This window comes from Candidatus Glassbacteria bacterium, from assembly GCA_019456185.1.
Lineage (GTDB): Bacteria > Gemmatimonadota > Glassbacteria > GWA2-58-10 > GWA2-58-10 > JAJRTS01.
On sequence record VRUH01000031.1, the window covers coordinates 2,132 to 15,330 of the forward strand.

Consider the following 13,199-nt stretch of genomic DNA (forward strand, 5'->3'; position numbering starts at 1 on the left):
CGATATTCGACCTGGCTCGCTGGCACGCAGAATGCGTGGAACGGAGGCTTCGCTACGCCGACGAGATGGAGGCCGCCTGCGGCGGTGCGCCCGGCGTAAGCCCCGGAGTCGACCGCGAGTACCATGCCCGCTCACCGATGAGCGTGCTGGACGGTACGGGTGGCGTGGCGATCGAGATCAACGCCGGGATCCACGACGGGCACACGGGGTCTGTGCCGGCGGGCCATGCCCTGCGGGCATTCAACATGCTGGCCGCCGCCAACGGTGAGCCGGACAAGGCGCTGACCGAGGACGAGATAACTGAATTTGAGCTGACAGAGGCCGTACCGGCAGGGCTGGCGGGCGAGCGGGTGAACGACCCGTCGTACGGAGAGAAGCGGGTGCTGTTCCGCCGGGCAGCCGGTCCGGTGCGGGTGACATTATTCGAGGGCGGTCACGAGGGGCTGCCCTCGGCTGGCTGCGAGTGGCTGTCGCGGCAGTCGAAAAACTAGCGCCGGGTATCGTTCAAATTTTGTGGATTGCAGGTTACTTTTTTATCAGACAGGAGGCCGATAATGCTCAGGCTCGCGATGTTACTGCTGTCGTTGACCGTTCCGGCTGCGCTGAGCGCGGCGGCGGTCAAGTCCGAGGACCCCTCGTTCGCCGAGGTGATTGCCGAAGACGCCGTGCTGGAGACAGTGGCCGCGGGGCTTCAGTTCACCGAGGGACCTGTCTGGATCGAGGGCCGGGCAGGTGGAGCGCCGGGCTACCTGCTGTTCAGCGACATCCCGGCGGATATAATCTACCGCTGGTCGGCCGCGGACGGGCTGTCTGTCTGGCGGCAGCCCTCTGGTAAAAGCAACGGCCTGCTGCTGGATTCCAAAGGCCGGCTGCTGGCCTGCGAGCACGGCAACCGTCGCGTGAGCCTGGTCCTGGCGCCAGACAGCGCGATTACTCTGTGCGACAGTTACGGCGGCGGGAAACTCAACAGCCCCAACGATATCGCGCTGGACACCGACGGATCGCTGTGGTTCACCGATCCGCCCTACGGGCTGGAGGGCCGGGAACAGGAACAGGGGGCGCAGAACGTGTTCCAGATGCAGTCCGACGGCGGCGAGCCGCAAGTGGTGGCCGATGATTTCCACCGGCCCAACGGGATCGTATTCTCGCCGAACAAAAATGTATTGTATATCTCCGACAGCGGGCTGGGCCACGTGCGCAGTTTCCGGGTCGCCGACGGGGAGCTGGAAGAGATCGGGATGTTCGCAGAAATCGCTCCCGGCGGCCCCGACGGGATGTGCGTGGACGTGATGGGCCGGGTGTACGTTACCGCGGGCGACGGGGTCCAGGTGTTCAGCCCGCAGGGTGAGTTGCTGGGGCGGATCCTGACTCCTCACCAGCCGACCAACTGCTGTTTCGGCGGTCCAGAGTGGAAGACACTGTATATCACCGCACGCCCCGATGTATACGCCGTGAAACTGCTGGTAAGGGGACTTCCCTGACCAACAGACTCATTTGAATGAAGATGGTTTGACCGGAAAGACATCGATGGTCTCACACCTTGACTAATCTATTGCATTTAAAGGGAGTTTAAGTTATATAACTCAACCTTGGATACCGCCGGATTTGTCCGTTCCGCGCTGTCGGTTTACGCGTGTTGCCGGTTTATTCTGCGATGCCTCGGCGGCATCACTGCTTCATCCAGCTTCGAAAACTAATATTCTTTACTTCCTACCCATCATGTACAGGGGGACACTCCATGTTTAAACGGTTGTCCACAGCGGCGGCTACTATGCTGATGATGGCACTGGCTTTCACCTCCTGCGGTGAATTCAAATCATCCGGTGAAATCGGTATCACGAGTCCCGACGGTAAGATCTCAATGGTGTTTGCGCTCAAGGAAATGCAGCCGCCCTATCCCGAGGGCGTAAACATGTATTACACGGTTTCCTATCAGGGCAAGCAGTTGCTGGCTGAATCACCGCTTGGGATTCAGCTCGGTGATGAAGGGACTGTCTCGGGTAATCTGGTGATAATGTCGGTCAGCGAGTCGTCCGGTTCGGATCAGTTCGATACGCCGCTGAGTAAACAGGCTTCGGTCAAGGCTGATTATAATGAAACCAGGATTACGATGCGTCAGAAGGTGATCCCGGCGATCACATTCGACCTGGTGATGAGGGCGTACAACGACGGGGTGGCATTCCGCTATTTTTTCCCCGTGCAGAAACCGGATATCAAGTTCCCCTCCGCCAAGCATAGCGGCTTTCTGGAGGAATTTATCCTGACCAACGAACTCACAGGTTACTATTTCCCCGATGACGCCGATATTTTCTCCCTGTTCCAGATCATGCTACCCCCGCACAACTACGAAGGCAACTATGTCAAAGCCAGGTTGAGCGACGTTACCCGCGACAGCACTGTCGCCCTGCCGTTGCTGGTCCAGTATGCGGACGGCACGGCTCTGTGTATCGCCGAGGCGGACCTGGAACACTACCCCACCAGCTATCTCAGCGGTTCGCGAAATATCGATTACGCGTTGAGCAATGTGCTGGTTCCGCTGCCCGGTGAAAAGCAGGTCAAAGGTACCGGCACGGTCCCGTTCGAGACCCCGTGGCGCGTGCTGATGATCGGCGAAAGCGCCGGCAAGCTGATCGAGTCCGACCTGATCATGGCTCTCAGCGATCCGAGCAAGCTCAGCGACGTTTCCTGGATTCAGCCCGGCAAAGCATCATGGGACTGGTGGAGCGGCAAAGTGACGAATATCCGTCGCAGCCGCGCCACAGAGGGCGATTTCGAGACCTCCACCTACAAGCACTATATCGATTTCGCCGCCGAAAACGGCCTGGAATACACACTGATCGACGCCGGCTGGTACGGTGAGCACCGCAACCCCGAAGAGGATGCTACCACTCCGATCGAGTCGGTTGATATGCCGTACCTGATCGACTATGCCGACTCCCTGGGGGTCAAGCTGATGTTATGGGTCAACTGGGAAAGCCTGATGGCCGGTAACGACTCGATTTTCGACAAGATGGAACAGGCTTTCGCTACGTATCAGCAATGGGGAATCTCCGGAGTCAAGATCGATTACATGAACCGCGACGACCAGAAGATGGTCGACTGGTACCGCAAGACCCTCGAACTGGCTGCCGGGCATAAGCTGCTTGTCGATTTTCATGGCGCTATCCGCCCGGACGGGATTCGCCGCACATGGCCCAACCTGATCACCCGCGAGGGCGTCTTGGGTCTCGAATATGTCAAGTGGAGCGACCGGGCCAATCCCGAGCACGATGTTACTATCCCGTACACACGCATGCTGCTCGGCCCGATTGATTACACTCCCGGCGGATTCAACAACACTGTCGAAGGCAAATTTGCCCCGCGCAATATCAATCCCGAAGTTATGGGCACGCGTGTTCACCAGTTGGCGATGTTTATCGTCTATGAAAGTCCGCTGCAGGTCCTGGCCGACAGTCCGAGCAACTACGCCGGCGAGGATGGGCTCGACCTGATCCGCGAGGTCCCGACTGTCTGGGATGAAACCCGGTTCGTTGACGGGGTGCCCGGCGATTATATAGTGCTGGCACGCCGTAAAGGTGATGTCTGGTACCTGGGCGCAATGACCGACTGGGAAGGCCGCGAGTTGGAGATATCGCTGGATTTCATGGGAGCCGGCAGTTGGAACGCCCGTGTCTGGGCCGATGGCGCCCGGGCTGACCAGAATGCCGAGGATGTGGATACGATGGAAATGGAAGTCGACACCGGCGCGCCGCTGGCGATCAAGCTGGCCCCCGGCGGCGGGTTTGCAGCAATACTGACCAGAGGTAACTGAGTGAAGAAGAAAAACGGATGACTGACAAAAAGGGGCCGCACCCATCGAGGGTACGGCCCCTTTATCATGTCCGGTTCGAGGATAAGAGGTCTTGCCTGGTTTAGTGTTGATGGTCAAGGCGCGGGCCGGCACGGGAGTTGCTTTTCCCGCATCATCAGAGTTACCGCCCTGTGGTGTTCTGGCAACTCCCGTGCCGGCCCGCGCTTTTCAGCCTGTCGATCTCCGGCAGTAATTTTTGCAGCCTTTGCCGCTCGCCGCGCTCTCACCCCCGGTGTCGGTCTCCGGCGAGCTGACCGCAGGCCCCGGCGATATCGCTGCCGTGGGATTGGCGCAAGGTGACCGCTTTTTTGCTCACGTCTAACAGCTTGTCGCGGAACCTGATCAGTTCGGTCTGCGATGGCTTTCGGTAGGGAAGGCCCGAGACGGGGTTATATCCAATCAGGTTGATTTTGCAGGACAGGCGGTCGCTGATCCGGGCCAGTGCGGAAACATCGGCATCCCGGTCGTTGATCCCGGGAAGCACCAGGTATTCAAGCGTTATCCGGCGGCCGGTTATCCGGTTGCATTCCAGGCAGGCGTCGATCAGCTCAGGGAGCGGAACCTTGTTGGCGATCGGCATCAGTTTGCGGCGGAGAGAGTCGTCGGCCGTGTGAAGGCTCAGGGCGAGTTTGACCTGGGGGAACTCTGTGCTGAACCGGACCATCTGCTCCGGCAGGCCTACCGTGCTGACTGTTATCCTGCGAGCGCCGACCTGCATGAAATCGATGTGGTTCATCACCCGGATTGCCGCTGCCAGGTTTTCGTAGTTCAGCAGCGGTTCGCCCATGCCCATGAACACGTAATTAGGGCTGCGGTCGCTGTTGCCGGCGTCGTTGTCCCGGGTTTCACCTCCCTGGCCGTTGCTGACCGGATGGATCGCCTGGATCAGGATTTCCCCGGCGGTCAGGTTTCGACCGGCGCCCAGCCTGCCGGTGGCGCAGAACGAACATCCCAGCGCGCAGCCGGTCTGGGTCGAGAGGCAGACAGTTTTGTGGCCCCGTTGCATCGGGATCACTACGCTCTCGGCAGCTGAACCGTCGCCGGCGCGCCAGAGGTATTTGGTGGTCCCGTCGCGGCTGATCGATTCGCCCGACAGGCACACGGGGTATAGCTCGTAAGTCCCGGCGAGCTGTTCCCGCAGGTCCTTGGGCAGGTCGGTCATCAGAGCGAAATCGAGCGTTCCCCGCTGGAACACCTGGCGCAGAATCTGTTTTACCCGGAACGGCTTAACACCCCACTTGCTGAGCTGTTCGCTCAAATGTACGGGTGTATCGGTTACGCCCAGGTCCAGGAGTGAGACTTTATTCTTGGACTGTTTTTGCTCGTTCATCACGGTTAATTTTGATTCTGCTTTTAAGAAAACAGGGGCTCACGGTTAGTGCGCCCCTGCGCATTACTTTGTAATAAATATTGGCCGGATCAATCGCTGCCCTCGACAAAAGTTGTTACCCAGCCGACCACCTCGTCGATTTTCACCCTGTGCTGGTCCATCGAGTCGCGCTCGCGGATCGTGACTGTCCCGTCTTCCAGCGTCTGACCATCGGTGGTGATCCCCAGCGGAGTACCGGCCTCGTCCTGGCGACGGTAGCGACGGCCGATCGACCCGCCCTCATCGTAGAACGACTTGTGCACAGGCTTAAGCCGCTCGTAGATATCTTTCGCCGCCGCCACCATCCCCTCTTTTTTTACCAGCGGGAACACGCCGGCCTTGATCGGCGCCAGCCGGGGCGACAGACCCAGCACAACGCGGTCCTCCTCCTCGCGGTAGGCGTCCACCAGGCAGGTCAGCAGGGTACGGTCGCAGCCTGCTGAGGTCTCGACCACAAACGGCACGAACCGCTCGCCGGAGGCCTCGTCGAAATAACTCAGCGCGTTTTTCTTTCCGCAATATTCGTTATGCCGCCGGAGGTCGAAATCGGTGCGGTTGTGCACGCCCTCCAACTCCTGCCAGCCGAACGGGAATTCGTATTCGATATCGAACGCCGTGCGCGCATAATGGGCCAGTTCATCGGGGCCGTGCTCGCGCCAGCGAAGTTTTTCCGGGGTAAGCCCGAGCGCCAGATAATATTCCATCCGGTCGCTACGCCACTTCTCGAACCATTCCTCGTCCGTGCCCGGCTTGACAAAATACTGCATCTCCATCTGCTCGAACTCGCGGGTGCGGAACACGAAATTACCGGGAGTGATCTCGTTGCGGAACGCCTTGCCGATCTGTGCGATCCCGAACGGCACCTTGCGCCGCATGGCGGTCTGGACGTTGAGGAAGTTGACGAAGATGCCCTGGGCGGTTTCGGGGCGCAGGAACACCTCGCTGCTTTCGTCCTCCACCGGTCCCATGTGCGTGCGGAACATCAGGTTGAACTTGCGCGCCTCGGTCAGCGTATCCTTGCCGCAGTTGGGGCATGATGAGGTGTCGATCTGGTCGGCTCGGAAGCGCCGCTTGCAGCTCCTGCAGTCCACCAGCGGATCGGTGAAACCCTCCACGTGGCCGCTGGCTTCCCAGACCCGCGGATGCATCAGGATACTCGTGTCCACTCCGTCCACATCGTCGCGGCGGCGAGTCATCCACCACCACCAGAAATCCTTGACGTTGCGTTTCAGTTCCACGCCCAGCGGCCCGTAGTCGTAACACGAATTAAGCCCGCCGTAGATTTCGCTGCTCTGGAAAATGTATCCCCGCCGCTTGCACAGGCTTACCAGCTTGTCCATGACTGTTTCGGTCTTGTTGGCCGCCATCCTGTTACGCTCCTTGCGCCCTTGATATGTATTCTGAGTTCCGCTAACTGCCGCAAAGATTACAAATTTAACCGAATTCTGGTGATAAGTCAACTGAGATTAAGGGTTTGCACGGTTCGTGCAGGCATTGTCAAAGCTGGGAGGAGCCGCTAATATACATCTAATCGGCCGATAACCTGCCAATATTTTGACAAACTTAGGAGAACGATGCTATTTTTACGGCGATTTTCCAACCACAAATCACCGGCAGCACCCGGGAGGTTGGGAGGGACGGGACTTTTTTGCCGGTGGAGCCTTTATCGCAGCAGATTACCCATTAAAATGACGGAGCAACAATGACTCCCCGCGAGTTTCCCGCGCGCCTGACACAGGCACAGAAAGTGCGGGCCCAGCGCAGGTTTCTCTGGTTCGCATCGACAAACGCGCTGTCCTACGCCGCCCTGGCCGAGAGCGTGCTGGTCCTGTTCGCCCTCCAGTTGGGTGCGCGCGACTGGCATATCGGCCTGCTGACAGGTTACGTCTACCTCGCGCTGGTGTTCGTGCTGGCGGGCAAGGTGCTGGTGTCGAGGTGGGGGGCGGCGCGCACCCACAGCGCCTGCTGGTTCACCCGCAACCTTGTCGCCGGCTCGTTCATCCTCGCCCCCTGGCTTTACGTCAACGTTTCGCCAGCGGTGGGACTGGGCTGGCTGATGGTGGCCGCCCTGGTGTTCTTCATCTTCCGCGCCATGGGACTCTCGGCGGAAAATGTCCTGATCAATGATATCACCGGCCCCGAGGACCGCGGCCGCTTTATCGCCCGCTGGCAGGGGTTCGCCTATATCGCCATGCTCGGCATGCTCATTGGGGTCAGTTTCTGGCTGGGCGAGACCCCCGAGTTCTGGCGCTTCCAGTGGCTGATCGGAATCGGCTGCGTGCTCGGGGTGGCCGCCAGCGTGTTCATGTTCAACGTCCCCGAAAGCGCAGGCCCCCGCGATTCGAGCCGCGAGCCGCTGGTCAACACCCTGCAGACTCTTTACGGCAAACGTAGGCTGAAAAGGCTGCTGGTGATGTTCGCCGTGGTCTACGCCGGCATCCAGCTGCTGGTGCCGTTCCAGATCCTGGCGGTCAAGAACGGCTACGGGACCGGCGACCGCACCACCATCATTTTCGTGGTGCTGCAGATGCTGGGGATGGTGGCCGGGAGCTGGCCCGTGTCGCTGATGATCGACCGTACCGGCCCGCGCCCGATCCTGATCCTCAACGTGTTCGGCTTGGCCGTGCTGGCCGCGCTCTGGGCCGTCTCGCCGGACACCGCCCAGCTGGCCTATACGGGCTTGTTGTTCTTCCTGGTCGGCTGGACCATGGTCGGCGTGTTTATCGCCGGCGGGCACTACTTCCAGAACGTGGTCCCCGGCGGCAGCATCCTCAACATGAACCTGCTCACGCTGGTGGTGCAGGGTGCCTCGGCCGGCCTGGCCGGCACCGTGATCGGCGGCGGACTGCTGGAGCTGCTGCGCGAGTTCGGGCTGGGCGGGATGGAGGTCTACCGCACCTATTTCACCGCCGTGGTGGCCGTGTTCGGCCTGGCCGTGGTGAGCGTGATCCGGCTCCAGCCGCTGACCGAGCGCAAGGTGCGCGAGGTGGTCGGGATGATGTTCTCGCCGCGCGACTGGCGCGCCCTGGTCAACCTCCAGCGCTTGAGCGACGCGCCGGAGCGCGACGAGAGCCTGGAGCTGATCGAGGAACTGGGTACCCTGGGCAGCGAGCTGGGCGAGACCGCGCTGGTGGAGTATCTCGACAGCCCGCTGATCACTGTGCGCACCGCGGCGCTGGAGGCCCTCGACCGGATCGAGTTCGGCGATTCCACCACGTTCCGGCTGATCGAGGAGGTTAAGGACGGTGAGTTCAGCACCGCCTTCATGGCCGCCGAGATCCTGGGCCGCCACCGGGTGGCCCAGGCGGCCAGCGCCCTGCGCGAGGCGCTCTACAGTAACGATTTCTTCCTGGAGGGCAAGGCGATGGTGGCCCTGGCCCAACTGGGAGACACGGCCAGCTACGGCCGGATTGCCGAGATATTCGCCACCACCTATAACCCGCGGCTGGTGATCCACGGGGCGCGGGCGCTGTACTACATGGGCGAGGCCGCCAACGTGGCCCCGCTGCTGCGAAAGCTCGACCCGCGCGCCCTGCCCGCCGAGCACGACCAGATCATGGCCAGCGCGATGGGCCTGCTGGGCTGGGGCGGGCAGTTTTTCCGGCTGATGACGCTCTACAACCGCGGCGCCGTGCTGGGCAACGACATGCTGGCCGACGACGTGGAGAAGCGGCTGCTGGCGCGCGGGGAGGAAGTTGATGCCGCCACGCGCGAGGCGATAAAAAACGCGCTGGAGGAGGCCGCCGCGCAGACGCTCTCCGGCGAACCGGCGGCGCTGTTGGCCCTACTACGCCTGGCAGAAAGCAAGAGCGAACACGGAAAACTAGTAAAAAACCTGCTGGAGGACGACGCGGCGCGGGTGCGCGCGGCCACCCAGCGTCTGCGGTTCAGCCTGACCATGCTGGGGGTTTATCTGCTGGTGGGGTGAAATCAATTAGTTATGAGCTAAATTATAATCTGGAAATGAAATGGATATGAGAAAAGAAATACATGCGCTAATATCCTGTAATATAAAAAGATAAAAATTCTTGACATGGAAATGAATTGGAAATATAATTGGTTATGATTAAATACACTGTTCCAAAAAACTGGATAAAATACGATAACTCAGAAATACAATCTGCACTGGTTGAGGCAGAGTCGGTAATTCTGGCTTTAAAGAATATTCCCTATCAAAGGGAATGGGTTGAGAAATTACAAACAATAGAGTTGAAGCGTGAAGTGGCTGGTACATCAAGGATTGAAGGTGCGGATTTTACAGAAAGCGAGTTAGATGAAGCGCTAAGGGATTCACCAGAGGAATTGTTTACAAGATCTCAGAAGCAAGCGCGAGCAGCTGTCAATACATACAGGTGGTTAGCCAACGTACCAGATGAGAGGCCAATCGATTCTGAGTTAATAAGGGAGATACATAAAAGAATTGTAACAGGTGCAGATGACGACCATTGTGAACCTGGTGCCCTGAGGAAATCTGATCAAAATGTAAATTTTGGACAGCCTAGGCATAGAGGAGCTTCCGGCGGTTCCGAATGCGAGAAAGCATTCTATGAATTTACAGATGCAATAATAGGTGAATTTCCAAAACACAATAAAATCGTCCAGGCACTTGCAATTCACTATCACTTGGCAGCGATGCATCCATTCCTAGATGGCAACGGGAGAACGGCCAGGGCAATGGAAGCCTTAATGCTGCAGCGATCGGGGCTTAGGGACACATGTTTTATTGCAATGTCTAACTATTACTATGATGAAAAAATTGCATATTTAAACGCATTGGCAGACTCACATCAAAACGGTCACAATATTACTCCTTTCCTGATATTTGGGTTGAAAGGCCTGTCTTTTCAAGTTCAACGCTTGTTGAAGGAGATAAAAATCCATGTGCAAAAGGCTGTTTATAGAAATGTAATGTATGATTTATTTGGAAGACTTAAAACTGGTCGGAGGCGCGTAATAGCTGAAAGGCAATTAATTATTTTAAAAATGCTTCTCGAAAAGGATAAACTGGAATTGATGATATTGTACGAAGCCGTAAAGGCTAATTTTGCTAATTTGAAGAACCCTCACAAAGCATATATTAGGGATTTGAACGGGCTTCTCGATTTAGGGGCCATAAAGTTGAATATAGTAGGGGATGAAAATTTGGTTTTTTTGCTCCCAAGACTTGAATGGCCAACCGAAATTACTGAATCTGATTTTCTCAAAAGGGTCAAGACCTTGCCAAAAGCCAAAACCACAAAATTTATTTAGGTCCTTCGACATTTCTTTCGTCCGCCAGGCGTACCTGGTCGCTATGACAGGTATACCCGGCCCCGTCACTCCCCCATAACCCTCCCCAGCCGCTCCAGGAACCCGGCGCGCACCTCATCCCACATCTCGTTGTGGCCGCGGCCCGTGCGCAGGGCAATCGGTCCCCAAGCCGGGCGCACACGCGGGTGCGCCCCTACACAGTTCTGGTGTAATAATTAATGGGTTGTAGGGGCGGACCCATGTGTCCGCCCGCGTTTATTGCGGTATACCGCATTTACTCCCCCATCACCCTCCCCAACCGCTCCAGGAACCCGGTGCGCACCTCGTCCCACATCGCGTTGTGGCCGCGGCCCGTGCGCAGGGCGATCAGGTTCTGCGAGGGGATAATGTACGCCCAGTTGAGTCCGCTGCCGGCGATCCGGAACATGTCCGGCGGGAACTGTTCTCCGAAAAGTCCGTCCGCGTTGCTTTTCATGTTGGGGTATTTTGCCGTTTCCCGGAACGAGCGCAGGAATTCCGCCGGGACAAGCTGCTCGCTCCCCCAGCGGCCGTCGCCCAGCAGCAGGTAGGCGAACCGCGCGTAGTCGCGCGGGGTCATCCGCAGGGCGCCGGCGCTGAACCAGCGGATATCCGCCTCAGGCTCCGGGGGGCCGTGGAAATCCAGGCCGGAAAAGCCGATCGGCCTGCACAGCCGCTCCCACAGAAACCGCCAGGCCGGGACCCCGTACACGCTGGACAGCACCAGCCCGACATGGCCGAACGCGACACTGGAATAGGCGGCGTCCACCATCCCCCACTCGTCCTGTCCGGCCCATTGCTCCGGGTGGCCCGGATCGAACACCAGCTTACCGGTCACCGGCCAGGCGTCGTCGTGGCCCACTATCCAGTCGGGGTACCAGGTCCACTCGTTGCGGCCCTGCTCGTGGTCGCCCCCGGCGGCGTCGCGCTCAGGCGCCAGGCCCGAGGTGTGGCGGAAAATCATCTCGAAAGTGATTTCCTCTTTCCCCGGGTCGGACAGCGGGAACCCGCCGGGGAGCCAGCGCGGGTCGTAGACCTTGCTCTCACGGTCGATCTCGAACGGGATTCTGTCGAGCCGGCTGTCCTCGGCCATCACCCCGAAACAGGCGATCGCGAAGCTTTTGCCGTTGGACGACAGGTAGGTGCGGAAGTCTTTCGCCTCCGGGACGTTGTACCACTCGCCCACAATCCAGCCGTCCTTGATCACGATAATACCCTTGTGCGCGGCGTAGGGCTGCCAGTTGCTGGAGGGTACGCTCAGGTTATATTGCCCGAACTCCTCCAGCGCTTCCGGGTCCAGCCCCAGCGAGCGCACGAACCCGGGTTCGGTGTTGACCCGCCAGCCGCCCTCGCGCTCCGGGGGCGGGAAATATTCTGCCGGGGCGAGCTGTTCGGCTTTTTCAGTCTCTGAGGTTTCCGGCGCGCAGGAGATCAGCGCAGTCAAGGCGAGCAGCGGCATCAGGACAGCGAGCGGGCGGAGCATGGAGACCTCCATCGACATTGAATTAAGCGGGATTACCGGTTTTATCCGGCGGCTTGTGCAGGAGGATCAGGTCGCCCTCGGCCACGCCGATATCGAGCGCGATACAGGAGCACTTGGCCTTGAGCAGGAAAAATGTCTGATGGGGTATTTCGCTGAGCGTTTCGTAGTTGCCCTGGCCTTTGCTGATCACCATGCCGGCCTCATCGAGGGCGGCGTGGAACTCCGCCGAGCAGTCGTCCAGCAGGCAGCCCGGAGCGTCGGAGCCGTTGTCGATCAGCCTCGCCACTTCCTCGATTCCCGCGCGACGGGAGTCTTCGAGGGTCACGTCGTTCAGGATCGGGCAGCCGCGGGCGACAAACGTGACCTCCACCGGCGCGAACAGCTCGTTTATCCAGCGGATGAACAGCTTGTCGAACACGATCTCGCCGGCGTTGTCCCCGGCGTAGAGGATTTTTGCAGAGGCGGCCAGCGCGTTCCTGAATGCCTCGACGCTCTCCCGGTCCGGCTCCCAGGCCAGAGCGCTTTCCACCGCCCGGTCGATATCGGAGCGGGTGAGGTGGATATTGATCCCGAAATCGATCACGTTGCCGGCCACGGCCAGTTTCAGCGCGGCCAGGAATGGGTCGTCAGCCCGGGCCACCCGCTGTTCCAATTCGGGAACCAGTTCCATCAGGTAGCCGGTGAACCTGGTCTTGGTCTCACCGTAGGGGTCATCGACCCCGCTCAGCTCGCGGATCGCCCGGTGGACACCCTGACCAAGCCCCGGCGGCGGGATCGAGTAGTCCCAGGCCGCTGCTGTCTTGAGGGCGCGTTCGAGTATTTTGCGGTGCAGGTTCTCGTCATCGCTCGCCAGCCGGGCGGCTTCCAGCGACTGACGCACGAAACAGGGGATACAATCGAGGTAGGTTCGCATTGCAGTTCCATGAATGACGGGTAGTAAAACTTTTCTTTTGCAGCCGGAAATGGACTAGGGGCGGACACAGGGGTCCGTCCCTACAAGTTATTGCGCCGCCGTTTGCGCGCGTCGATAGCCCGCACGAGAATGATACAGGCCGTGCTGCCGGCCACGGCCAGGGCGAAAATCATCAGGTAACCGTTGCCCAGTTTGTCCCCCGTTACCCAGACGGCCGCGGCCATAAAGAAACTGAGCGCGTAACGCAGCCAGCCGCCGCGCTGGGGTGGCTGGGGGGAGCGGTCCTCCTCGCGCCCAAAAATCTCGGCGTGCATCT

11 protein-coding genes (1 of these 11 cut by a window edge) are annotated in these 13,199 nt (G+C 59.2%); 6 read left to right on the top strand and 5 right to left on the bottom strand.

Features of this window, described 5'->3' with window-relative positions; genetic code table 11:
* From FVQ81_11590 to FVQ81_11605, 4 genes are all read left to right on the top strand, one after another.
* Positions 1–99, top strand: the 3' end of a protein-coding gene (locus tag FVQ81_11590; GenBank protein MBW7997187.1) for an alpha/beta fold hydrolase. 501 nt of this gene lie to the left of the window's left edge; 99 of the gene's 600 nt are visible here — the last part of the coding sequence; its start codon lies beyond the left edge, outside the window; the stop codon is at positions 97–99.
* Positions 36–491, top strand: a complete 456-nt coding sequence (locus FVQ81_11595; GenBank protein ID MBW7997188.1) for a hypothetical protein — start codon at positions 36–38, stop codon at positions 489–491. Before FVQ81_11590 ends, FVQ81_11595 begins: the two co-directional genes overlap by 64 nt.
* Before the next feature lie 78 nt (positions 492–569).
* Entirely contained in the window at positions 570–1,481 is a 912-nt protein-coding gene (locus FVQ81_11600) for an SMP-30/gluconolactonase/LRE family protein (protein ID MBW7997189.1), read from the top strand.
* A gap of 173 nt (positions 1,482–1,654) precedes the next feature.
* Positions 1,655–3,811, top strand: coding sequence for a glycoside hydrolase family 97 protein (locus tag FVQ81_11605; GenBank protein MBW7997190.1), 2,157 nt, complete (start codon positions 1,655–1,657; stop codon positions 3,809–3,811).
* Between the two features lie 262 nt (positions 3,812–4,073).
* Here FVQ81_11605 and rlmN read toward each other — a convergent pair whose 3' ends face one another.
* Together rlmN and FVQ81_11615 are read right to left on the bottom strand one after the other, a co-directional pair.
* Positions 4,074–5,180 carry a 23S rRNA (adenine(2503)-C(2))-methyltransferase RlmN gene (gene rlmN, locus FVQ81_11610; protein ID MBW7997191.1) on the bottom strand — a complete coding sequence of 369 codons (1,107 nt, stop codon included), beginning with the start codon at positions 5,178–5,180 and terminating at the stop codon, positions 4,074–4,076.
* 89 nt (positions 5,181–5,269) lie between these two features.
* On the bottom strand, positions 5,270–6,586 hold the full coding sequence (locus FVQ81_11615; GenBank protein MBW7997192.1) for a glycine--tRNA ligase: 1,317 nt from the start codon (positions 6,584–6,586) through the stop codon (positions 5,270–5,272).
* Positions 6,587–6,921: 335 nt separating this feature from the next.
* On the opposite strand from FVQ81_11615, the gene FVQ81_11620 reads away from it, so the two are divergent.
* A complete protein-coding gene (locus FVQ81_11620) occupies positions 6,922–9,147 on the top strand; it encodes an MFS transporter (GenBank protein ID MBW7997193.1) in 2,226 nt (741 codons plus the stop codon).
* Between the two features lie 128 nt (positions 9,148–9,275).
* Positions 9,276–10,469, top strand: coding sequence for a Fic family protein (locus FVQ81_11625; GenBank protein MBW7997194.1), 1,194 nt, complete (start codon positions 9,276–9,278; stop codon positions 10,467–10,469).
* Between the two features lie 274 nt (positions 10,470–10,743).
* On the opposite strand, the gene FVQ81_11630 is transcribed toward FVQ81_11625, so the two are convergent.
* From FVQ81_11630 to FVQ81_11640, 3 genes are all read right to left on the bottom strand, one after another.
* Positions 10,744–11,988: a serine hydrolase gene (locus FVQ81_11630; GenBank protein ID MBW7997195.1), complete on the bottom strand. Its 1,245-nt coding sequence runs from the start codon at positions 11,986–11,988 to the stop codon at positions 10,744–10,746.
* A gap of 4 nt (positions 11,989–11,992) precedes the next feature.
* Entirely contained in the window at positions 11,993–12,883 is an 891-nt protein-coding gene (locus FVQ81_11635) for a DUF89 family protein (GenBank protein MBW7997196.1), read from the bottom strand.
* A gap of 80 nt (positions 12,884–12,963) precedes the next feature.
* A complete protein-coding gene (locus tag FVQ81_11640) occupies positions 12,964–13,197 on the bottom strand; it encodes a hypothetical protein (protein MBW7997197.1) in 234 nt (77 codons plus the stop codon).
* Positions 13,198–13,199: the final 2 nt, after the last annotated feature.